Source organism: Pseudomonas sp. MDV22-iso1 (assembly GCF_058145095.1).
Window position 1 is genome coordinate 496,859 of record NZ_JBYVMF010000001.1, and the last position, 20,698, is coordinate 517,556.

Annotated in this window: 23 protein-coding genes; 20 read left to right on the plus strand and 3 right to left on the minus strand. The window is 57.0% G+C overall.

Annotation, left to right across the window (positions count from 1 at the left end):
• The first annotated feature begins 6 nt into the window (after positions 1-6).
• The 8 genes from AC3ZVB_RS02270 to AC3ZVB_RS02305 all read left to right on the plus strand — a co-directional run bounded on the left by AC3ZVB_RS02270 (position 7) and on the right by AC3ZVB_RS02305 (position 7,020).
• Positions 7-261, plus strand: coding sequence for an EscS/YscS/HrcS family type III secretion system export apparatus protein (locus AC3ZVB_RS02270; RefSeq protein WP_194690514.1), 255 nt, complete (start codon positions 7-9; stop codon positions 259-261).
• 4 nt (positions 262-265) lie between these two features.
• Positions 266-1,066: a type III secretion system export apparatus subunit SctT gene (gene sctT, locus AC3ZVB_RS02275; protein WP_162438338.1), complete on the plus strand. Its 801-nt coding sequence runs from the start codon at positions 266-268 to the stop codon at positions 1,064-1,066.
• The gene (locus AC3ZVB_RS02280; protein WP_162438339.1) at positions 1,041-2,075 is read left to right on the plus strand and encodes an EscU/YscU/HrcU family type III secretion system export apparatus switch protein; all 1,035 of its coding nucleotides are present in this window, start codon (positions 1,041-1,043) and stop codon (positions 2,073-2,075) included. The genes sctT and AC3ZVB_RS02280 overlap by 26 nt, the downstream gene beginning before the upstream one ends.
• 119 nt (positions 2,076-2,194) lie before the next feature.
• On the plus strand, positions 2,195-2,689 hold the full coding sequence (gene sicA / locus AC3ZVB_RS02285; protein ID WP_490145661.1) for a type III secretion system translocator chaperone SicA: 495 nt from the start codon (positions 2,195-2,197) through the stop codon (positions 2,687-2,689).
• Positions 2,682-4,445 carry a type III secretion system translocon subunit SseC family protein gene (gene sctE, locus AC3ZVB_RS02290; protein WP_490145662.1) on the plus strand — a complete coding sequence of 588 codons (1,764 nt, stop codon included), beginning with the start codon at positions 2,682-2,684 and terminating at the stop codon, positions 4,443-4,445. Before sicA ends, sctE begins: the two co-directional genes overlap by 8 nt.
• Positions 4,446-4,469: 24 nt before the next feature.
• The gene (locus AC3ZVB_RS02295; protein WP_490145663.1) at positions 4,470-5,561 is read left to right on the plus strand and encodes an IpaC/SipC family type III secretion system effector; all 1,092 of its coding nucleotides are present in this window, start codon (positions 4,470-4,472) and stop codon (positions 5,559-5,561) included.
• A gap of 2 nt (positions 5,562-5,563) precedes the next feature.
• The gene (locus AC3ZVB_RS02300; RefSeq protein WP_490145664.1) at positions 5,564-6,655 is read left to right on the plus strand and encodes an IpaD/SipD/SspD family type III secretion system needle tip protein; all 1,092 of its coding nucleotides are present in this window, start codon (positions 5,564-5,566) and stop codon (positions 6,653-6,655) included.
• Between the two features lie 101 nt (positions 6,656-6,756).
• Positions 6,757-7,020 (plus strand): phosphopantetheine-binding protein, encoded by a 264-nt coding sequence (locus AC3ZVB_RS02305; protein WP_490145665.1) that lies wholly within the window; start codon positions 6,757-6,759, stop codon positions 7,018-7,020.
• Between the two features lie 94 nt (positions 7,021-7,114).
• Here the strand turns inward: AC3ZVB_RS02305 and AC3ZVB_RS02310 are convergent, their stop codons facing one another.
• Positions 7,115-7,699, minus strand: a complete 585-nt coding sequence (locus AC3ZVB_RS02310) for a hypothetical protein (protein ID WP_490145666.1) — start codon at positions 7,697-7,699, stop codon at positions 7,115-7,117.
• A 29-nt stretch (positions 7,700-7,728) separates the two neighbouring features.
• Positions 7,729-8,085 (minus strand): hypothetical protein, encoded by a 357-nt coding sequence (locus AC3ZVB_RS02315; RefSeq protein ID WP_490145667.1) that lies wholly within the window; start codon positions 8,083-8,085, stop codon positions 7,729-7,731.
• Positions 8,086-8,563: 478 nt separating this feature from the next.
• Here AC3ZVB_RS02315 and AC3ZVB_RS02320 point away from each other — a divergent pair, with 478 nt between their 5' ends.
• The 11 genes from AC3ZVB_RS02320 to AC3ZVB_RS02370 all read left to right on the plus strand — a co-directional run bounded on the left by AC3ZVB_RS02320 (position 8,564) and on the right by AC3ZVB_RS02370 (position 17,422).
• Positions 8,564-10,129, plus strand: coding sequence for a winged helix-turn-helix domain-containing protein (locus AC3ZVB_RS02320; protein WP_490145668.1), 1,566 nt, complete (start codon positions 8,564-8,566; stop codon positions 10,127-10,129).
• Complete coding sequence (locus AC3ZVB_RS02325) at positions 10,126-10,596, plus strand: transglycosylase SLT domain-containing protein (RefSeq protein WP_490145669.1); 471 nt, start codon at positions 10,126-10,128, stop codon at positions 10,594-10,596. The genes AC3ZVB_RS02320 and AC3ZVB_RS02325 overlap by 4 nt, the downstream gene beginning before the upstream one ends.
• A gap of 107 nt (positions 10,597-10,703) precedes the next feature.
• On the plus strand, positions 10,704-11,858 hold the full coding sequence (locus AC3ZVB_RS02330; protein WP_247266926.1) for a PrgH/EprH family type III secretion apparatus protein: 1,155 nt from the start codon (positions 10,704-10,706) through the stop codon (positions 11,856-11,858).
• A gap of 10 nt (positions 11,859-11,868) precedes the next feature.
• Entirely contained in the window at positions 11,869-12,135 is a 267-nt protein-coding gene (sctF, locus tag AC3ZVB_RS02335; protein WP_490145670.1) for a type III secretion system needle filament subunit SctF, read from the plus strand.
• Positions 12,136-12,191: 56 nt separating this feature from the next.
• Positions 12,192-12,500, plus strand: coding sequence for a type III secretion system inner rod subunit SctI (gene sctI / locus AC3ZVB_RS02340; protein WP_490145671.1), 309 nt, complete (start codon positions 12,192-12,194; stop codon positions 12,498-12,500).
• The gene (locus tag AC3ZVB_RS02345) at positions 12,497-13,219 is read left to right on the plus strand and encodes an EscJ/YscJ/HrcJ family type III secretion inner membrane ring protein (RefSeq protein ID WP_490145672.1); all 723 of its coding nucleotides are present in this window, start codon (positions 12,497-12,499) and stop codon (positions 13,217-13,219) included. The genes sctI and AC3ZVB_RS02345 overlap by 4 nt, the downstream gene beginning before the upstream one ends.
• Positions 13,203-13,772: a secretion system protein gene (locus AC3ZVB_RS02350; protein ID WP_490145673.1), complete on the plus strand. Its 570-nt coding sequence runs from the start codon at positions 13,203-13,205 to the stop codon at positions 13,770-13,772. The genes AC3ZVB_RS02345 and AC3ZVB_RS02350 overlap by 17 nt, the downstream gene beginning before the upstream one ends.
• On the plus strand, positions 13,744-14,421 hold the full coding sequence (locus AC3ZVB_RS02355; RefSeq protein WP_490145674.1) for an oxygen-regulated invasion protein OrgB: 678 nt from the start codon (positions 13,744-13,746) through the stop codon (positions 14,419-14,421). Before AC3ZVB_RS02350 ends, AC3ZVB_RS02355 begins: the two co-directional genes overlap by 29 nt.
• Positions 14,418-14,855 carry a hypothetical protein gene (locus AC3ZVB_RS02360; protein ID WP_490145675.1) on the plus strand — a complete coding sequence of 146 codons (438 nt, stop codon included), beginning with the start codon at positions 14,418-14,420 and terminating at the stop codon, positions 14,853-14,855. Before AC3ZVB_RS02355 ends, AC3ZVB_RS02360 begins: the two co-directional genes overlap by 4 nt.
• A gap of 51 nt (positions 14,856-14,906) precedes the next feature.
• Positions 14,907-16,289 carry a hypothetical protein gene (locus AC3ZVB_RS02365; protein WP_490145676.1) on the plus strand — a complete coding sequence of 461 codons (1,383 nt, stop codon included), beginning with the start codon at positions 14,907-14,909 and terminating at the stop codon, positions 16,287-16,289.
• Positions 16,290-16,402: 113 nt separating this feature from the next.
• On the plus strand, positions 16,403-17,422 hold the full coding sequence (locus tag AC3ZVB_RS02370) for a quinone-dependent dihydroorotate dehydrogenase (RefSeq protein ID WP_162438357.1): 1,020 nt from the start codon (positions 16,403-16,405) through the stop codon (positions 17,420-17,422).
• A 175-nt stretch (positions 17,423-17,597) separates the two neighbouring features.
• Here the strand turns inward: AC3ZVB_RS02370 and rmf are convergent, their stop codons facing one another.
• Entirely contained in the window at positions 17,598-17,813 is a 216-nt protein-coding gene (gene rmf, locus AC3ZVB_RS02375; protein WP_003223300.1) for a ribosome modulation factor, read from the minus strand.
• A gap of 529 nt (positions 17,814-18,342) precedes the next feature.
• Between rmf and rlmKL the strand changes: the two genes are divergently transcribed.
• On the plus strand, positions 18,343-20,613 hold the full coding sequence (gene rlmKL, locus AC3ZVB_RS02380; protein WP_162438358.1) for a bifunctional 23S rRNA (guanine(2069)-N(7))-methyltransferase RlmK/23S rRNA (guanine(2445)-N(2))-methyltransferase RlmL: 2,271 nt from the start codon (positions 18,343-18,345) through the stop codon (positions 20,611-20,613).
• Positions 20,614-20,698: the final 85 nt, after the last annotated feature.

The following is a 20,698-nucleotide window of genomic DNA, read 5'->3' on the forward strand; positions in this document are numbered from 1 at the left end:
CGCGCGATGAACGATCTGGTTTATGCCGGCAACAAAACCCTGTACCTGATTCTGCTGATGGTCGCCTGGCCGATCATCGTCGCGACGGTGGTCGGGCTGGTGGTCGGTCTGGTTCAGACCGTCACTCAATTGCAGGAGCAAACGCTGCCCTTCGGCTTCAAATTGATGGCGGTCGCCGGGTGTCTGTTCCTGTTGTCCGGCTGGTACGGCGAGACCCTGCTGGATTTCAGCCGCGAAGTCATGCGCCTGGCGTTGAGTTAGGCCCATGACGGTGACACTGTTTTTCGATCTGTACGCGCTGATGGCCGCAGCGGTGCTGGGGGTCGCTCGGCTGGCTCCGATTTTCTTTATGTTGCCGTTCCTGAACAGTGGCGTGCTGACCGGCGCGCCGCGTCAGGCGGTCATCGTGCTGGTGGCGCTGGGGTTCTGGACGTACGTCGGCGTACCACTCCCCGCGCTCGATGGACTGGCGTTCTTTGGCCTGGTGTTGCGCGAGGCCGGTATCGGTGTGTTGCTGGGGTGCCTGTTGTGCTGGCCATTCTGGGTGCTGCACGCCATGGGCAACCTGATCGACAATCAGCGCGGTGCGATGCTCAGCAGCACGGTAGATCCGGCTAACGGCGTCGATACCTCGGAACTGGCGAATTTTCTGCAGCTGTTTGCAGCAGCGGTCTACCTCGAAGGCGGAGGCATGTTGTTGATGCTGGAGACCGTGGGCCACAGTTACCGCATCTGCGCGCCGGTAAATGGCTGTGTCGTGAACCTACCCTCGATCATCAGTTTGCTCGATGCCCTGGTCAGCAAGACATTGGTGATCAGCTCCCCGGTGGTTGCCACGTTGCTGATCAGCGAGGCGCTGCTGGGATTGCTGTCGCGCTATGCGCCGCAAATGAATGCCTTCTCGGTATCGCTCACGGTCAAGAGCCTGGTGGCGCTCGTGGTGTTGATGCTGTATTTCGGCGCGCATCTGCCGGATGAAATCCTGCGCATGGGGGTTAAATCCCACTCGTTGGAGCACTACCTGGAAGCGGAGGGCCGTGATGTCGTCCAGCGCCTCCAAGACTGAAAAGCCCACCAGTAAAAAGCTGCGCGATGCCGCGCGCAAGGGCCAGACCTTCAAGGCCAAGGACCTGGTGGTCACCTGCCTGACGATGTGTGGCATCACCTACATGGTGTTCAACAGCTCGCTGCTGGAAGTCATGGAGGTCTATCGGCGCATCATCGCCAGTGACTTTGATGCCGACCTGCAAAAGTACTCGGCGACGCTGGTGCTGGTGGGTCTGAAGGCGTTACTGCCCCTGCTGCTGGTGTGCGTCCTGACTAGCGCGTTACCCGCGTTGCTGCAAAGCGGTTTTGCGCTGGCCAGTGAAGCCTTGAAGCTCAATCTCGGCGCATTGAACCCGATCAATGGGTTCAAGAAGCTGTTCAGCCTGCGCACGGTCAAGGACACCGTCAAGGCGCTGCTGTACCTCGGCAGTTTCGCCCTGGCGTTGTGGATAGTCTGGGTCACCCAACGGCAACTGCTGTTCGCCCAGTTGTATGCCCAGGCACCGGATCTGTTCGCGATCTGGGGGCGTTTACTGCTGGTACTGCTGCTGTCGTTTCTGGGGTGCGCGCTGCTGATCGTGGTACTTGATGCGCTCAGCGAATACTGGTTGTTCATGAAAGACCAGATGATGGACAAGGACGCAGTCAAGCGCGAACACAAGGAGCAGGACGGCAATCCGCAGATCAAGAGTCGCCGACGTGACTTGCACAGGGAGTTGCTGTCGGAACAGGTCAAGTCCGATGTGCGCAACTCGCGCATGATCATCGCTAACCCGACGCACATCGCAATCGGCGTGTACTTCCGTCCTGAAATCACCCTGCTGCCCTTCATCTCCCTGATGGAAACCAACCAGCGCGCGCTCGCCGTGCGGGCGTATGCCGAGAAGGTGGGTGTACCCGTCATCAACGACGTCGCTCTGGCACGACGGATCTTCAAAACCCACCAGCGTTACAGCTTCCTCCAGGTGCAGGAAGTCGAAGAAGTCCTGCGCCTGCTGATCTGGCTTGAACAGGTCGAACAAGCCTGATCCCACCCATTTTCCTTCCACCCGAACGCCGACATGAGCGCTATTTGGCAGCGTGCAGGCCGGCGCTTTGGCTCAATGCAGGCGTCAGCGGCGCTGACGTTTTTTCAGGAGTGTGGCTGATGAGTCGCGACAAACAACAAGATGAACAAGTGGCGCTGCAGATCGTCGATGCAGTGCTGGCGGGCGCGCCGTTGAAGGACGTGCAAGGCATCAGTGATGAACACATGGATGGCTTGTATGCCTTTGCCTACCAGTTCTATGAGCAGGGGCGGCTGGACGATGCAGAAAAGTTCTTTCACTTCCTGTGCATCTATGACTTTTACAACAGCCATTACTGGATGGGCCTGGCCGCCGTGCACCAGCTCAAACACAACCATCAGAAAGCCATCGATCTGTACGCCATTGCGTTCGCTCAAGGCAAGAATGAGTACCGGCCAATGCTCTATACCGGCCAGTGTCAACTCGCTTTGGGCAGGGTCGGCAAAGCTCGGCTGTGTTTTGAGTATGTACTCGAGCAGGCCCCTGAAGACGATCTGCGAAAACAGGCCCAGGTCTATCTGGATGCCTTGAGTCGAATAGAAAAAGACTGTTCGGAGGACACTGAACATGAGTGAAATAAGAAGCACATCCATGCCGTTTTCAACAGGTGCACACGGACGTGCCGAGGCGTTTGAAATCTACGGGAAAGCTGCCAGTCAGGCGGCTAGAACGGTTGATTACCAGAAGGCCGGTCAAGAGGCACTGGCGGGGTTGATGTCGGTGAACTACGCGGGAGAGCATGGTTCCTCCGCCACGGTTTCGGGGCGCCCACAGCTTCATGCGCCACTTCCGAGAGCGGATGGCAACAAGCAGGAAACCAACGGTGACCTGTTCACGCTGTTGATGGCGATGATCAGTGAGTTGTTCAACGAGGTTGACGTCAACAAACTGAAAAACCGCCTGTCAATGTTGCAAGCCATGGCCGGCGCGAAACAGCAAGGTCATGACAAGCTGAGCGCTGAATACCGGGCCGCTGTCGATGCGTTGGCGGCCGCAGAAGATGCCGTCGGCGGCAGTCAGGAAAAGCTTGAGAAACTGCGTGAGCGTGTACAGCACTTCCAGGGGCTGCTCAATGACAGTGAAGCTCGTCTGGCCGAACTTGATCCAGAATCGCCGGAATATGAAAAAGAACTGGCGCTTCGCGATCTGCTCAAAGGCGATCTGGCGAGCCACACGCAGACCTTGCAAAAAGCCGTCGATGCACACGTGAAGCTGATCGAGAGCGCTAACGCTGCGGCAAAAACCTTGCAGGGCGCGACGGTAAAAGTGCAAGAAGCCGGGCTAGGTGGCCCTGCAATCAAAGAGGCGCAGGAAAAGGCACTGAGCAGCAGCGCGCAGGCATTGCTCAACCGATTGAAGATCATCGAGCTGTTGGGTGAGTCGGCGCAGAACAAGGAAGAACTTAATCAGGAGCTGTTCCTTGAGCTGCAAGCCAGGCTTCAGGAGCACATGAAGCTGGAGTCGGATAAGTACCTGGAAGAGGTGCGCAAAGCCGAGGCCCTGCAAAAAACCATGGGCTGCATCGGTACCATTGTTGGCGCCTTGTTGACCGTTGCGACCATCGTCGCCGGTGTGCTTACGGCCAACCCGATGCTGATCGCGGTGGGCGTCATCGGTGCTGCGTTGATGATTGCCGATGCGGTGGTCAAGGAGAACACAGGGGTGTCGTTCATGGCCGAAGCCATGAAACCCCTGACCACCGTGATGCAGGAGGCCATCAAGCTGTTTACGGACCTCTACACCAGGCTCTTGATCGGCCTTGGCGTTGACCCTGAAACGGCGAAGGACATCGCGCAAATTGCCGGCATGATCCAGGGGATCGCCGCAACCTTGGCGGCCGTTGTGCTGGTGGCTATTGTCGGGGTTGCGGTGATCGGACCAATTGTCGGTGCAGTCGCTTCGAAACTGGCGTCAGTGGTTGCTCAGGCTGCGCCTGCGGCGATGCAGGCGCTCAAGCAAGTGGCATCGTCGTTGGGCAATACACTGACCCAGTTGCTGACGCAGCTGCGCAGCTTCATCAGTTCTGACCCTGTGGCCCTGGCTCGCTACGCGGCCAATCTTGAAATCGCCCAGGCGGTCACAGAGTTCGGCAGCGTGGCTGTACAGGGAGGGTTGCAGGTTGCCAGCGGCAATCATCAGGCCAAGGCCGCTGAGCATTTGGCAGATGTGCGGGTGCGCATGGCGATCAGCGAAGAAATCACCTCCTACCTGACTCGCCTGGTCGAGGACTATGGCACTTCGATGCGGGATAGAACCCGACAGATCGAACAGGTCTTTGCGGACATGCAGCGTAGCCATTCGGTCAATCTGCAAATGGTGCGTCACGTTTGAAATCAGAGATAGAAGGAGTTCGTCATGTTTTCGATTAGCGCTGCACAGCCTCCGGCTCATACCAGAGAAATTGATCCGCTGGATGCGGGTCTCAATGAGCTGGTCGCCCAAGAGCAGTATTCGAAAGATCGAAAAAACATAGCGTTGAGTGACCCGGGGTTGCTTGAGGTCATCGCGAAGAACCAGATTCTTGAGAGCCGCGGCGTCACCCCGACAGCGGCCCAACTGGAAAGCGCGATCAATGCTTACCCACCCTCAGCGTCCGATTGGCAAGACTTCGTCGCGGCCACACTGATGCAAAAGGAAGAGGTGCGCGACAGCCTGGCGTTCGACCCCGGCGCCTGGGAGAAACACGCCAATGTATTGGTTGCCGCCATCATCGCGCTGAACATCGCACGGGTGACCAACGCCGAGCTGCGCGGGCACTTCAGCATCATGGCTGCCGATGCCGCCAAGTCTCAGGGTGCTGCCATTGTGGAGTCGGGAAAAGCGGCACTGTACAGCGCCATTACAGCCGCTGTGGTGTCCGGTGCAATCGCCGGCTTTGCCATGGTTAAAACCTTTCAGGGGCAGAATCTGAAGCATGCGGATATCAACCTGCATAAGCGCAACTCCCTGGATGCCAACACCATCGAGCGAGACTTGAAGCGCGATCGGGCGATCGATGAGTGGAACCCCGAGACAACTTACAAAATTCAGGTGTTCGACGATTTCGGCAGGCCAAAAATCGTGGACTTCAAACCCCAGGGGTCTGTCCTGACACCTAAAGAGCAAGCCTGGTTTGACGCTGAAATCCTCAAGGCCCAGAAGGTCGGTCAGACGTCGGATTGGCTGAGCCAGATCGGCGCGAAAGGCATTGAAAAGAAACTCGAAATCGGTCGCGCGCTCAATGCGATGTCCATCAGTCTGAGCCAGGTGGTGTCGAGCATCGTCCGCATGAAGGAGCACGCTGCGAGGGAAGAGGAGGTGCTGCAGCAAAGCGCGCAGAACACGCAGAAAAGCCTGAGCGATGAGGTCGGCCAGAAAGACTCGGCTGATGCGGCGTTGCTGCAAAAGTTGATGGACATGGTGATGCAGCTTTTCCAGTCCCGCATTGAAGTCATAGGGAAAGTCTGAGCATGAGAATACCTGATAACTTGCAGCCTCCCGGGCGCCCATTCAACGACTGCGGCGACGGAATGAACGCTGGCGCACCGGTTGAGCTACCGTCTGATGTTCCAGTGGGACTCACGCATGCCCAATCGCTTGATCGATCGTTGGCAGTGCTCGCACGCCACCTTGAAAGCATGCTCAGGTGTCAGCCGAACATCATGAAAGTAGCGGTTGAACTGTTGAGTGGCGGTACGGCAGAAAGTGCAATTGCAGAGTTTGTTGAGCAGGTTGAGCTCAAGCGCATGCGATCTAAACTTTGGGCTCAGAAGTTTAGTGACTGCTGTTCGGTGATGAGGGGGGTGATCGGCACGCTGACAGATCAGCAGCATCAGCAGGTGGTACACGAGCAAAACCGTATCTTGAGTGAACTGCACAACATTCCCGATCCCGTTCCCGCAGAGGTGGCAGATGCATTTGATGCCATTATCAATTCGCCGAACGACTTCTTTGACAAGCTGCTTGAACTGATCAACCTGATCAAAAACGGTTATCTGGCCGGTTATGAGCACCTGATTAAGGCTTACTCGGATTTCTTTTCAGACTTCAATAAAGAAATCACTGCAAAGATGAAAGAGTGGATCGAGGGCGCGAATGACGGCAAAGAGGTCAAGCTGAATGCGGGTCAGATGCGCTCGGCGTTGCAGGCGCTTATTCAGAAGTACTCACATCCAAACCCGGCATCCGTATTGTTTCCGGCGCCTGGCATGGACGGAGCAACCAGAGAAGAAGCCGACAACTGGCGCAAGGCGCTGGGCCTGCCGGAAAGCTGCCTCAAGCGAAACGCCGATGGCACTTACAGTGTGGTCATGGACATGGGGCCCCTGACGGTCATGTTGGGCAGCCTCCCGACAAGTGGAACTTGGGTCACTTGGGACACTGCAAAATTTCAGGCATGGCAAACCGGCTTCAATGCACAGGAAGAGCGTTTGAAAAACATGCTGCAGTCGTTCACGCAGAAGTATTCAAACGCCAATTCTTACCATGACAATTTCAACAAGACGCTGTCGTCGCACCTTAGCCAGTTTGCCGACATGTTGAAGGCGATGTTGAATTTCTAATAGGCGTTAATATTTAATGGATTTTTGATAGAAAACAAGGCGCCACACCGGAGGTTCAAACCAGTGCGGCGTCGATTGTTTTGCGGCGGGAATAACCTTTTATGAAAATTAGAAATGCTAACGCATGTATAGAGGCTGAGGTGGTAGAGGTAGTATCTGGCTACTTTTCGGCGGGCCGCCGGACAATAGAAAATGGCTCCCGTTTAGTAGAGGATCTCTATGCGGACTCCATGAGCCTCATCGAACTGGTTATGGCGCTCAATGAGTATTTTCATATCGTGGTGCCGGCCGATGAAGTAACCAGTTGGAAAGTAGTTTCAGATATTTGTGGGTCGGTGCGGCGTTGTGTTGGTTGCGCCCAATAGTTTTTCGGGTTTAGAAGTCGATGGGCTGGCTTGCAAAGCTAAATGCAAGCGCAGTCCCGTTTGCGTATTAGAGTTAATCGAGTTGTTGGTGCGTTTAACTCCGGTAGGTTTCGAATGGTTGCTTAAGTGAAAGCGCGTGAGGGTTGTTGACGGTGCCCGAATGTGGGATATGTTTTATTTTTGCGGCGGGCTCATCTGCACCGACGTGATAGATCCCATCGTTTCTGGCTAAAATCATGTCAATCATATTGCTGCCATTACTTAATGCATTGATGACCTCTGATAAAGCAAATGATCTGGCTTCGTTTAGCGGGTGGTCTGCTTTATTGATACGTGCATGAAGGTGCAATGTTGCGGTCTCTTCGGCAACTGGAAAGCGAAAAAATAGCTGCACCTTGTCCTCCAGCGGATTGACTTGGTATACCTCACTCAAATGCTCCAAAAGATGCTCACCTAGCCGGGTCAACATTGGAATATCGTCATCGCTCAGATCAAGAATGCTCGAAAGGTATTTGACAGGGGAGCCAAATTCAATTTCGACGGCCGTGCGTGTATCTTTTAAAGGGGGGTGGGCAAGGCTATTCATCATTTCTTTGTTAAAGATGTTGATGAGCGAAAGGTCTTGATTTGGATGGATAGCATATGCGCATAAGGCAATGCCCTCTTTGGTGTACTTCATTTCGCTAGGTGCACTAAGGTGAGAGGGGTTTAAATATAAGGGAGATTGGGGGATATCAAAAAACCGTTTGTGTTTTGACTCTCCGGCGAGAGGTATGAAAACAAATCAGGGTTCTTTAGGTAAAGGTCGAGATCTATTCCAGGTCGAATGGCAAGCAGTTCGCTCAGGAACGCCGTAGGTCCCTTGACTTCGCGGTACGTTTCTTGGAGTTTTTTCAAGCTGTGTTGATCAAATTCTAATCGGGCGACAAGGTTTGTCTGGTATTTTTTTGTTCCGCGCCCCTGATAAAAGTTAAAGTCTCCATAACCATCTCCGCTTCGAGAATCAGAAATGTACAGGCCCGTCTCAAGATTATAATCGCCCTCCATTTTACGATGAGCAAACACTGTCGGGGACTCAGGAGGGCTAACGTCCTTTAAGGGTTTTGAATTATCGTCGATACCGTAAACTGAAAGTGTGCGACTGAATTTGTTACATGAATTGAAGTGTGAATTAGTTTGTCACTCATCTGGCTTTGCTCAGTGCAAGCTATTGAGTCGGGAAAGGCTTTTCTTTAAAAAGCGCTCTAATTTGAAAGGGCTTTGACGGTCGACGAGGCTCCTCTAGTACGAGGTAGGTGTGGATATTTCCTACAGTTTCTGTCGAATATTCAGCGGTGCGTATACGAGAATTCCTACTTATTAATTTATCTCAACTTCCTATAGTCCCGGCGCTTGTCATCACCAAGCCTGACCAGGCACAGGCTTGATCGCGATTCAGTACCTTCCTATAGAGATTTTTCCGAGTATGGACAGTGCAACTGATCCCACGCCGTTCAGGTCGTTCGTTTTTGGCCAATGGCTACTGCAAAGCGATGGAACGCTGATGCAAGAAGGTAAAGGAATACACGTCCCTCCCAAAGAACTGAGTGTGCTGCGGCTGCTGCTCGGATCGGCCGGCACGGTGATCAGTAAGGATCATCTGCTGGATGCCGTATGGCCCGAGGCCGATGCTGCCGAGGAGTCGTTGACGCGTTGCATTTACGCATTGCGCAAGTTGCTCGAGAAAAACAAGGGCTTCATTGCCACGGTCTACGGTCAGGGTTACAGGTTCAGTTGTCCTGTGGTTGAGCTCCGGTCACCTGACGAGTCGGCACTCGCGGCGCCGTCGCTCGCGGTTCTGCCCTTTCGTGGCATGGACGAGGGTGACGCCCTGGACTTGCAAGAGGCGATGATTCGGCAGTTTTCTTCGATTTTCGACACCGTTGTACGGGTTATGCCAGCCAGCCTGACGGCGGCTTATGACTATCCCGTTGACGCGCAATACCTGGTGTCGCGGTTATCCCCGGATTATTACTTGAGCGGCCGCTGTATTCGCCAGGGTGAGTTGGGGCAATGGTCGATCGAGCTGATTCGTGGCGGTGATCATGCGCTGATTCATGGGCAGGTTTTAGAGGGCGGTGGCCTGGATACGCATCTGGGGGAGTTGGCCTGCCAAATTGCGCAGCGATTGCCCGGAGTACGCATTGTGGGCACGGCTTGTACATCGTACCCGGCTGCAGTGGCCTACCTGAACGGTGTGTGCAGTGTGCAGCGGCACACCCCTCAAAGCCTGCGCGACGCGATCGTGCAGTTTCGGCAGTGCTTGCAGTTGACGAGTCGCTATACGCCGCCTCTTTGTGGGTTGGCTGATGCCTGGTTGGGGCAGGCAATGCTGGGTGTCTGTGAGCAGGAACTCGCGGTCGAAGAGTCGGAGTCGGCCATCTCCAAAGCGTTGTTACTGGACCCTTGTTGCACGCAAGCCTTGTCTCGTCTTGCCCTGCTCACCAGTTTGCGTGGTTGCGAGGATGCGGCGCAGGTGCTGTTCCGTCGATGCTTGCTGGCCTCCGATCAGGCAGACATTCATTACTTTCACGCCTGGCATCACTGGTTCTGGCGGCGTAACGATCAAGCGACCCTGTGCATTGAAAAGTGCTTGCGGCTGGACCCCGATTGCGTGCGGGCGCAGGTCCTGCAAGTGCGTATCGCGATGACAGGCAACCCGCAAAACGCGGCGCTGATGGCACGCCAGCGTCTGCAGCAAGGCGCATCGGGGCATCCCTTGCTGGTGATGTTGCATGCGGCGACATTGGCGTATTTCGGTCAGTACGAGGCCGCCTGGTATGAGCTTGAACGGGCCGCATTAACTGACATCGCGGTCGGCGAGCAAGGCTTGGCCGCCTGGAATGTACTCTTCGGGGTCAACCCGCTCACTGCGCGCAATCAGTATGCAAACTGGCTGCGTTCGGCGCGCTCTCGAACGGTCGCTGTGTTGCCTTTGCCGCTATGGCCTGGCGGGGTGGAGGGAGCGTTGGTCTCACCACGCTGGAGATCGTTGCAGCGGCAAACACCGGTCTCCAATTCTCCTGTACGGAAGGTGGCTTCGTTCGGCAGTGGAATGCGTCAGGCATGACATGGCAGCGAGCAATAGGTTTGTTGGTGTTTACCTGTCTTGGTATCGGGCAGGCGCACGCGTTCTGTTGGGGGAGAGCCGGTCAGTTGCACGGGATCGAGCCCGAACTGCTTCAGGCCATTGCCGACGTGGAATCGCAGCAACGCGCAGACGCGATGAACACCAATGCCGACGGTAGTCGCGATATCGGGCTGATGCAGATTAACAGCTGGCACCTGCCTCGTTTGCATACCCAAGGGATTACCGAGCAGCGGTTGCTGGATGAGCCCTGCCTCTCGGTTGAAGTAGGCGCTTCGGTGCTGGCCGGTTTTATTTCCCGATACGGCTACAACTGGACGGCCGTCGGCGCGTACAACGCCGGCCATGCTCCGGACCGCCAGACAGCACGCCTTCGCTACGCGCAAAAGGTTTGGCAGCGTTATCAGGTGTTGACTCGCAAGGTCGCCGCCACAGGCGTGGAAGGGTAATTCTGATCGAGAGCATTCGCGATCAGCAGAATTCGATCAGGATCATCCAGCTTGATGTTTTTAGGATGGGGGCTCACTCACGGTCTGGAGTCTGAATGGTGACGGATATGCCGGTTCCCCCATTGCAACCTTGTGTGCTGCGGATTTTGAACGGTCCGTTGCAAGGGTGCGAGTTCCCGATCAGTGAGCCACGCACTTTGTTCATCGTCGCACCGCTGAACCTTCTGGGAGACGCGAAATGCCCGCTCAGCGTGCCAGCGGATGCGATCTTCGTTCCTCTGGAACACGGAGGATGCAATTTCGAAGTGCTGCTGGATGAAAGCGGCGTGCAGGTGCGACTGCTCGATGAGTCGGCACAAGCGCGGCACCTTGTTTTTCAGCGCAGCGAACACGTGGGCGGTTTGCACATAGGTTTACATGCGCACGATCAGCGTTGGGAGCCTGAGCATGTTGCTTTACAGCCTGGCCCCTTGCATCAGGACGTCGCTCGTCGGTGGCCGCGAAAAACCTTCGTGAAATGGCTCAGTGGCGGGTTGGCGCTGAGCTTGCTGGTGGCCTCGGTCGGCGTGTGGTCGGTACCGGTGCACGCCCCCGAAACCGATGTACGCCAACTCATCGCCGGCGCCAGCGCCGAGGTTGAGGTCGTGCATGGGCGCGACAAAACGGTGTACGTCTTTGTGGCTTCCGAACGGGACGCTGGCTGGAGCCGGCAGGTGCTGATGCGCAATAACCTGCTGAGCGCCAAAGTGCTGGTGATGGATCAGGAGCGTCGTCGGCTGGAGAAGCTGCTGGTCGACCATGATCCGCAACTGGCCTGGCACTCACTGGACCTGAAGAACCCCTCGATTCCGCGGCTGCTGGTCAGTGCGCAGCGCAATGTGCTCTCGCCTGATGCTCAAACACGCTTGCTTGAGGTCGTGCTCCAGGCGGCGCCCTATGCCCGGGATGTGGCGGTGCAGATGCAGGATGACCATTTGCTGGCCGATCTCGCCGAACAGGGTTTGCAACGTCTGTCGCTGGGGTTCAACCGTGTTGAGTACGGTGACAGTGTCACGTTCGCCGTCGCAGGCAACTTGCAGGATTCCGAGTTGGCGGCGGCGCGCCATTACGTCGACGGGTTTTACCGGCAATGGGGTGATCGTTACGTGCACTTCACTGTCGAGCTCAAAGACGATTCGCTCAAGGGCAAGTCGTTCCAGACCGGCCCTCAGGGCTTCATCAAGACGACTTCATCGTCTTGGCATTTTCCGACAAAACTGTAGAAGGTGATTTATGGCTGGCCCTGGTATCGACTTACCGATTCAATTCCCCGATGACTTCCTTGGTCGTCAAGCCGAAGCATTCGAAAACGGTGCAAAGACCCTCAAAGAGGCGCTGGATGCGGCGCTGGTTGACCTCGAGAAGGACGCGTCCGATCCAGGAAAACTCGCGGCTTACCAAGCGGCGTTTTCCTCCTATACCGTGTTCCGAAACGCCCAGACCAACACGATCAAGGGCTTCAAGGACATCGACATGGCGATCATCCAGGCGGCTCGCTGATTTTTCCCTACGGGTCATCGCCGCCTGGCGATGGCCATTTTTGATGAGTGTCGTGCATGTCTATCCAAAGCCTCTCTTCTTCTTTTGTCGAACGGACCGCAATCACCGAATTGCGCGGCCCTCAGGAAGGTCCGACGGTGTCCCTGGAAAGTCGTTTACTCGACGCCTTCGCCAGTTCCGCGGTGACCAGTGGGCAGGAGGTTTCTTCGATCAACCGGCTGATTGAGAGCCCCGATATCACCAGCCCTGAAGCGTTGGCCCGGCTGCAGGAACAAATGGGGCAGTACAACGTGGACATCAATTTGCTCAACGTTCTGGTGCGCAAAGCCGTGAGTGCGGCCGAAACGCTGTTGCGCGCGTCATGAAGGCAGGCGCGCTGCTGATGTTGATATGCCTGGCGCTGGTGGGGTGTCGTCAGCCCAGCCTGCTTGAAGGGCTTGACCAGCAACAAGCGAACGAAGTGCTTTCGGTGCTACAGCGCAACAACATTACGGCGACCAAAGTGGACGCTGGCAAAACCGGCTATTCGGTGAAAATCAACAAGGTCGACTTTTCGGCGGCCGTCGACTTGCTCAACCTCTATTCATTACCCTCCAGACCTCGCATGCAAGTAGCGGAAATGTTCCCCAGTGACTCGCTGGTGGCTTCCCCTCGAGCCGAGAAAGCCCGGCTTTACTCAGCGTTGGAGCAGCGGATCGAACAGTCGCTGGGGGTGCTGGAAGGGGTGGTGTCGGCGCGGGTGCATGTCAGTTACGACCTGGATGCCGGAGAAGGAGGGCGGAAGGCTGCGCCCATTCATCTGTCCGCCGTGGCGGTTCATGAGCGAGATGTCGAGCCGCAATTGTTGATCTCTGACATCAAGCGCTTCCTGAAAAACAGCTTTGCCGGCGTTGAGTACGAAAACATATCAGTGGTCCTGACTAAACGTTCGCCGACACAGCATGTCGCGCCGCTAGTGAGTGCAGCAGTGAGTGATTCGCGCTGGTTGTGGGTCATGGCTTTTGTAGCCGTGCTGTTTTTTATCGGTGCGGGTGTATTCGGGTATCGGCAGTTGAATGGAGTGATCCGTGACGTCAAGCGCTGAGCGTTGGCAGCGGATTCTCACAGAACCGCTGGATTACCTGCACGCGCAGCGGCTGACTGTTCCTTCGGGGTTCGAGGCAGCTGATGCCCGGCGGGTAATCAATCAGATCCTGTTTGAAGGCCTTCCGCAGGCAGGTCCGTGGCCCGCGATGCCGCAGACCGCTATCGCACACATGTGGGTTCGGCAGTGGCGACAACTGCCCCGAATCGCTTCGTTGATGGGGGCCTGGCGGCTGTTCCCCCAGCTGGCGCGAGGCGGTGCTTTGCAGCATTTGCCGAGGTCGTTGCGCACCTTCGCCAGTTGCAATCCTGGCGCTCGCGTCAGCCTGCCGATTCCGTCTTCGGCCTCGCCGATCCAGCAGGTTGAAGCTGCCGGTTTCAACGCATTGTCAGGTTGGTCGGCTGACCTGCCGCTGCCGTTGTTCGATCGGCTGGCTTTGCAGTTTTCTCCACAGGTGGTTGACCTGCACAAGCAATGGCCTGTCGCGAAACCCGACCCGACCCTTTTCTTTTTGGCGGTGCAGCATGCTCGACTCCATCCGAACCCTGACTGACCTGCCCTGTTCGAGTGAGGCACGCATGGCGCGCGAAGACATCGTGGCGGCGCGACAGCGTCGTGTCCTGGCTGACCAGGCTCGGGGCTGGGCTCGAGCGTGCGTTGATCAGGCTCGCGATCAGGCCGAAGCGGTCCGTGCCGAGGCCTTTCATCAGGGTTACGCCGAGGGTGTAATGCGCGCGGCGCAAGACCTGGCGAGGGGGCTGCTCGAATCGCAATCGCTGGGCGAGCAACTGCGCAGGGATCTCGCTCAGGCTTCTCGCCAGCTGCTCGGCGATCTGCTGAGTCGCGGCGAATGGCTGGACGAGATGCTCGCACGCTGGCTGGCGAATCAAGCGAGCCACACAGACCAGGTTTTGCAGGTGCTGGTACCCCTGCGCTGCAAACCTCAAGGCAGTGATCTGCGCCAGCGGTTGCAGGCCATTTGGCCCGGCGCGTTGGTGCTTGAGTATCAACCGCAAGAGCGGTATGTGGTGCGCCTTGCCGATCAGTTGCTCGAGTTCGATATCGAGACGACGTGCCAGCGATTGCACCCCAGGTTGTTGTCCCTTTTGGAAAGCTTGCCAGCGTCGGTGCGTGCCCTCGACGACGCGTCGATCCAGCGACTCAATGATTTGTTCAAGGGTTTTGGAGCGGGGACACGATGAGTATCGACGCGATCTTGGGCTCACGAAATGTTCAGAACAGCGGTATTGGCGAAGTTGAAACGCTGGAGTCACGTGTGTTGCGTGCCAATCCGGACGTTGCCGGAGGAAGGCGCCCGGACCCCGAGTTTGACCGGCTCTACCATCAGCTGCTCAGCATGGAAGGGCAGGGAGAGAAGGCGATCTATGACTACTTGAGGTCGTTACGGGGAGAGGACGGCGTCACGCCTGCTTATCCCAGTGCCAAAGCGCTTTTGGCGGTGACGCTTCAGGTGTTGGTCAAGCTGAAAGAGGAAGGGCTGGAAAAGACCCAGCTGTTCAAGGAAATCAAGGGCGCCAACGGGTTGGCGTTCGCTATGGATGTGTTCGTCAAGAGCTACATGCGTGATGTGTTCCAGCCGATGGAAGACGATGCGTGGGAGAAGAGTGAGTGGTGAGGGGGGGGCTGAATGGTCCGGGAAAGTACTTCTTAAAATAGAGAGATCACAATGTTAAATTCGGTTAGCGGGTCGACAGGAACTATCTTTAAAGCCTCTGAAGGCGTTGAAACCGCCGCCATCAACCCGATTCGCAGCCAATTGATAGACGCGCTTGACTTAGCGTGTCCGAACTTCGAACTGAGCGCTTTGGGCACTTCAAGGCAAATCGGAATCGGGATGCAGGTGCTTGATCGCGCGGTGCAGCGTCAGTTAAACATTTGCCAGGCAGATCTGGGCGAAACAGCGCAACGTCTTGCGGATGACATCAAACTCTTCATTCAAGGAGGCTTGCCTTCGCAATCGCAGCACGAGGATTTGTTTGTGCGAGCTGCCGAATTAAACAGGGCGGATATTCAGCAAACCCCTGTAAGCCGAATGGAATCGATTCTTGGCGCGGCTTTAGAGTCGCTTGGGAGCGCTAGGGAGCCATTACTCAATCTGCTTAACATCACCGCTCGTACAGGCCTGATCGTCGCGGCGACCACGGTGCTGCGCCAGGTCGCCAGTTATTACATTGAGCAAGCCATTCAGGAAGGCGACTCGCCCCAAGCCTCCCAGGCATGGGCCGTCGCAGCCGTCACAATGATCGGTCCGGCAATGAGCCTGATGGGGGCGATACGCGACGAATGTGCCGGAACCGCAAACCTGCAAACCCGGCTTGGGCGAGTGTGTATGGCCAGCATCACCATGGGGTCGTTGATTGCGGCGCATTTGACCGGTGCATCTTCCTCCATGCTCACCAGCGTAATTGCAACGAATGTGTACACCGTCGCTCGAGATGTCACGAATGCGTTCTTTTCCTTGCAGAGCAACGCCGGCGACGCCACGACGAGCGCTACGGCGGTAACGACGGTGTCCTACGGGGCCGTGCAGTTTCTGCTGGCGGAGGTCGGTGCCCTGATGCCACCAAGTGGTGCCGGACGGTTTTCGGCCGACCTCGGTTACAGTTTGGGAGCGGATGTAATTCAGGGTGGCCTCAACGCGGCAGGCGCGGTCATTGACGATTTCATTTTCATCCTGTGCCGAAGCTGGCCCTTGCTGTCCCCGACAGCGGGTCTGGATTCAGCATTGTCGGATCCGGAGTCCTTGCAGCGCAGTGTCCTGGAAGTACGCGCGGGAGCACGCTTGCCTTCACGTGAACAGCTGGCTGATGCTCTTCTGAACGTCAATGCGTCCCGAACATCAGCCTTTCAGGCGATCAATCTTGTTGTCGGGGCGGTGGCAGTCGATTTGGCGCTTTCCGACTATGGTGAAACCAGTCAGGGCCATATCTTGAATATCTGCCTGATGGGAATGCTGATGCTGATCTACTTTCCGTTTATCTGGACGTGTTCACAGCGCAGTGACCGGAGCTGGTCACCTGAACAACTGAGGGAGCAGCCTACGCCATAGTGCTCTCTTGTTTGGGGTGGATCGGGCGCTCGTTTGATGCAGTCCCTCGCGCACGCCCCTCCACCCCGGCTATAATCGCCGCCACTTTTCCCAGCCCAGAGTCAAACCCGCCCATGTACACCCTGGCCCGTCAGCTGTTGTTCAAACTCTCCCCGGAAACCTCCCACGATCTGTCCCTGGACCTGATCGGTGCCGGCGGACGTCTGGGGCTTAACGGCTTGCTGTGCAAGGCTCCGGCGAAAAAACCGGTAACGGTCATGGGGCTGGATTTCCCGAACCCGGTGGGGCTGGCGGCTGGCCTGGACAAGAACGGCGCGGCCATCGACGGTTTTGCCCAGTTGGGTTTTGGTTTCGTCGAAATCGGCACCATCACCCCGCGTGCGCAGCCTGGTAATCCGAAACCACGGATTTTCCGTCTGCCGGAAGCCGAGGCGATCATCAATCGCATGGGGTTCAACAACCTTGGCGTCGATCATCTGTTGGCCCGTGTGGCGGCGGCGAAGTACAAGGGTGTGCTGGGCATCAACATCGGCAAGAACTTCGATACCCCGGTTGAACGGGCCGTCGATGACTACCTGATCTGCCTGGACAAGGTCTACGCCCACGCCAGTTACATCACCGTTAACGTCAGCTCGCCCAATACGCCGGGCCTGCGCAGCCTTCAGTTCGGTGATTCGCTCAAGCAACTGCTGGCCGATCTGGCCACACGCCGGGCTGAGCTGGCGCTGCGTCACGGCAAGCATGTGCCGCTGGCGATCAAGATCGCGCCGGACATGACCGACGAAGAAACCGTTCAGGTTGCGCAAGCGTTGATCGAAACCGGAATGGACGCCGTCATCGCGACCAACACCACCCTGAGCCGCGTTGGCGTCGAAGGCATGGAACATGGTGACGAGGCGGGCGGTCTGTCTGGCGCACCGGTACGTGAGAAGAGCACCCACACCGTGAAGGTACTGGCGGCGGAATTGGCCGGTCGTTTGCCGATCATCGCCGCAGGCGGCATCACCGAAGGCAAGCACGCGGCAGAGAAAATCGCCGCGGGTGCGAGTTTGGTGCAGATCTACTCGGGTTTCATCTATAAAGGCCCGGCATTGATTCGTGAGTCGGTGGATGCGATCGCTGCTTTGCGTTGATCCTTGTGGGCGCTGGTTTGGTGAGGGGATTTATTTGTGGTTACGGTGAATTTGCAGGCATAAAAAAGGGCTCCTCGAGGGAGCCCCTGGGCCGGAGCCCGCCGCCCGGATGGGGCGTGCGTGGTTAAGGTGTTCAGTAATCAGATTGTCGTGTCGGAGTGTTAGGCCCTGTAAATTAGCCGACGGCGTGAAGTTCGTTGAGTCTGTGGATTCCCGCAGTGCCGGTCATACCGTCCCAGTTGTCGCCGCGTCCTTCTCGCCAGCCGTTAATCCAGGCTTGGCGTACCGACGGTAGAGTAAATGGGCAAAGCTCACGGGATTTGCCACCAACGCCATATTGATATCCGCGCAAAAATGCTCTTTCCAACGGATCACGCTTAAGTCTTCTCATAGGGTGTTGCCCTCACTTGTTGACTGTATTTATCGCGTCGACCTCAATTGAGGTCTGGCAGAAAAAACTCCTGCCGTTGGGGGCTCGCTGCCGGCGTCGCGAGCCAAGTTGTTGACGTCGTTGCGGCGTCAACCTGTGTTGAGTTCTAACCAATGCGTCACATCGAGGGAATGATCGTTTTGTCATAAGGACGTAACCATTAAGGTGGTATAGCCATAAGTAACGCGATGTTTACACGCGTTTATTGACCAAACCCCGGTATGATCGGCCCCGCGCAGGATGACGGTGCTAATCCTTTAACGAGAACGCCTCGCGTTGCGATGAGGCATTATTCGACGAAGGGTCACCTTATGACATTTTGTTTCCCCAACTTTTTTACCTGTCTTTGCATCTAAGCTCTTTTAACCGAGCAGCAAGGGTGGGACGGCACACCTTCGTGCCACGCGGGCGTTCTTTTAGAAAAACGCCTGATTGAAAACCGGACCGGCAATGCGTTGCCCGTTCACTCGCTAAAGGCTTTGAAATTCCAATGTCCGACCAATTTGAAATCTTCCTCACTTGCCCAAAAGGCCTTGAAGGCCTGCTTATCGAGGAAGCCGTCGGGCTTGGCCTTGAAGAAGCACGTGAACACACCTCTGCCGTGCGCGGCATGGCCACCATGGAAACCGCTTATCGTCTGTGCCTGTGGTCGCGTCTGGCGAACCGGGTGCTGCTGGTGCTCAAGCGTTTCCCGATGAAGGACGCTGAAGACCTTTACCACGGCGTGCTCGATATCGAGTGGCAAGACCACATGCTCAACGACGGCACCCTGGCGGTTGAGTTCAGCGGTCACGGCTCTGGCATCGACAACACCCACTTCGGCGCCTTGAAAGTCAAAGACGCCATCGTCGACAAATTGCGCACGCCGCAAGGCGATCGTCCATCGATCGACAAGCTCAACCCGGACCTGCGCATTCACCTGCGCCTGGACCGCGGCGAAGCGATCCTCTCTCTCGACCTCTCGGGCCACAGCCTGCACCAGCGCGGCTACCGCTTGCAGCAGGGTGCTGCGCCGCTGAAGGAAAACCTCGCGGCAGCGATCCTGATCCGTTCCGGCTGGCCTCGCATTGCAGCCGAGGGCGGCGCACTGGCTGACCCGATGTGCGGTGTGGGTACGTTCCTCGTCGAAGCGGCAATGATTGCCGCCGATATGGCACCGAACCTGCGTCGCGAGCAGTGGGGCTTCACGGCCTGGCTGGGCCACGTCCCGGCCCTGTGGAAAAAACTGCATGAAGAAGCCACCGAGCGTGCGGCTGCCGGTCTGGCCAAGCCACCGCTGTGGATTCGTGGTTATGAAGCTGACCCGCGCCTGATTCAACCGGGCCGCAACAACGTCGAACGTGCCGGTCTGAGCGAGTGGATCAAGATCTACCAGGGCGAAGTCGGCACGTTCGAGCCGCGCCCGGACCAGAACCAGAAAGGTCTGGTCATCTGCAATCCGCCGTACGGCGAGCGTCTGGGCGACGAGGCGAGCTTGCTCTATCTCTACCAGAACCTCGGCGAACGTCTGCGTCAGGCGTGCCTGAACTGGGAGGCCGCCGTGTTCACCGGCGCCCCGGACCTGGGCAAGCGCATGGGCATCCGCAGCCACAAGCAATATTCGTTCTGGAACGGCGCCTTGCCGTGCAAGTTGCTGCTGATCAAGGTCACGCCGGATCAGTTCGTCACAGGCGAGCGCCGCACCCCGGAACAACGCCAGATAGAGCGCGAGCAGGCTGAAGTCGAAGTCGCCGGCAATGACGTGGCTCCGGGCAAGTACGAGAAGTACAACAAGAACGGCAACCCGATCAAACCTGTTCCTGTGGTGATCGAGCAACCGCGCTTGAGCGAAGGCGGGCAGATGTTCGCCAATCGTCTGCAAAAGAACCTCAAGGCCTTGGGTAAGTGGGTCAAGCGTGAAGGTATTGACTGCTACCGCGTCTACGATGCCGACATGCCTGAGTACTCGATGGCCATCGACCTGTATCAGGATTGGGTCCACGTTCAGGAATACGCCGCGCCGAAATCCATCGATCCGGAAAAAGCCTCGGCGCGCATGTTCGATGCCCTGGCTGCCATTCCCCAGGCCCTGAACGTCGACAAGAGCCGTGTCGTGGTCAAGCGCCGCGAACGTCAGAGCGGCACCAAGCAGTACGAGCGTCAGGCGGCACAGGGCAAGTTCGTCGAGGTCAACGAAGGTGGCGTCAAGCTGCTGGTGAACCTTACCGATTACCTCGACACAGGCCTGTTCCTCGATCACCGGCCAATGCGCATGCGGATTCAGAAAGAGGCGGCCGGCAAGCGGTTCCTCAACCTGTATTGCTACACCGCGACAGCCAGCGTCCATGCAGCCAAGGGTGGCGCGCGCAGCACCACCAGTGTCGACCTGTCGAAAACCTACCTGGACTGGGCGCGCCGCAACCTGTCGCTGAACGGTTTCTCTGACAAGAACCGTCTGGAGCAGGGCGATGTGATGGTCTGGCTGGACGCCTGCCGTGACGAGTATGACCTGATCTTCATCGATCCGCCGACGTTCTCCAACTCCAAGCGCATGGAAGGCATCTTCGACGTGCAGCGTGACCAGGTGCAGTTGATCGACCTGGCCATGGCGCGCCTGGCGCCGGGTGGGGTGTTGTACTTCTCCAACAACTTCCGCAAGTTCGAACTCGAGCCCAACCTGAGCGAGCGCTACGCGGTAGAAGAAATCACCGCCAAGACCATCGATCCGGATTTCGCCCGTAACGGCAAGATCCACCGCGCCTGGAAAATCATGGCTAGTTGAGTAATGCAGGGTAGTTAAGCCGTAGCGCACACCTGTAATTGGATGGACTCGCCCAAGCCGAGGCGTCAATGCGCCACGGTGGCAG

Coding starts and splice junctions, on each gene's coding strand:
- AC3ZVB_RS02295 (WP_490145663.1), top strand. CDS start 4,470: ATGTTTTCGATTAGCGCTGCACAGCCTCCGGCTCATACCAGAGAAATT.
- AC3ZVB_RS02270 (WP_194690514.1), top strand. CDS start 7: ATGAACGATCTGGTTTATGCCGGCAACAAAACCCTGTACCTGATTCTG.
- AC3ZVB_RS02360 (WP_490145675.1), top strand. CDS start 14,418: ATGAGTATCGACGCGATCTTGGGCTCACGAAATGTTCAGAACAGCGGT.
- AC3ZVB_RS02355 (WP_490145674.1), top strand. CDS start 13,744: ATGCTCGACTCCATCCGAACCCTGACTGACCTGCCCTGTTCGAGTGAG.
- AC3ZVB_RS02370 (WP_162438357.1), top strand. CDS start 16,403: ATGTACACCCTGGCCCGTCAGCTGTTGTTCAAACTCTCCCCGGAAACC.
- AC3ZVB_RS02320 (WP_490145668.1), top strand. CDS start 8,564: ATGCAAGAAGGTAAAGGAATACACGTCCCTCCCAAAGAACTGAGTGTG.
- AC3ZVB_RS02310 (WP_490145666.1), bottom strand. CDS start 7,699: ATGAAGTACACCAAAGAGGGCATTGCCTTATGCGCATATGCTATCCAT.
- AC3ZVB_RS02305 (WP_490145665.1), top strand. CDS start 6,757: ATGAAAATTAGAAATGCTAACGCATGTATAGAGGCTGAGGTGGTAGAG.
- rlmKL (WP_162438358.1), top strand. CDS start 18,343: ATGTCCGACCAATTTGAAATCTTCCTCACTTGCCCAAAAGGCCTTGAA.
- AC3ZVB_RS02330 (WP_247266926.1), top strand. CDS start 10,704: ATGCCGGTTCCCCCATTGCAACCTTGTGTGCTGCGGATTTTGAACGGT.
- sctI (WP_490145671.1), top strand. CDS start 12,192: ATGTCTATCCAAAGCCTCTCTTCTTCTTTTGTCGAACGGACCGCAATC.
- AC3ZVB_RS02325 (WP_490145669.1), top strand. CDS start 10,126: ATGACATGGCAGCGAGCAATAGGTTTGTTGGTGTTTACCTGTCTTGGT.
- sicA (WP_490145661.1), top strand. CDS start 2,195: ATGAGTCGCGACAAACAACAAGATGAACAAGTGGCGCTGCAGATCGTC.
- AC3ZVB_RS02345 (WP_490145672.1), top strand. CDS start 12,497: ATGAAGGCAGGCGCGCTGCTGATGTTGATATGCCTGGCGCTGGTGGGG.
- AC3ZVB_RS02365 (WP_490145676.1), top strand. CDS start 14,907: ATGTTAAATTCGGTTAGCGGGTCGACAGGAACTATCTTTAAAGCCTCT.
- sctT (WP_162438338.1), top strand. CDS start 266: ATGACGGTGACACTGTTTTTCGATCTGTACGCGCTGATGGCCGCAGCG.
- AC3ZVB_RS02280 (WP_162438339.1), top strand. CDS start 1,041: ATGTCGTCCAGCGCCTCCAAGACTGAAAAGCCCACCAGTAAAAAGCTG.
- sctF (WP_490145670.1), top strand. CDS start 11,869: ATGGCTGGCCCTGGTATCGACTTACCGATTCAATTCCCCGATGACTTC.
- sctE (WP_490145662.1), top strand. CDS start 2,682: ATGAGTGAAATAAGAAGCACATCCATGCCGTTTTCAACAGGTGCACAC.
- AC3ZVB_RS02300 (WP_490145664.1), top strand. CDS start 5,564: ATGAGAATACCTGATAACTTGCAGCCTCCCGGGCGCCCATTCAACGAC.
- rmf (WP_003223300.1), bottom strand. CDS start 17,813: ATGAGAAGACTTAAGCGTGATCCGTTGGAAAGAGCATTTTTGCGCGGA.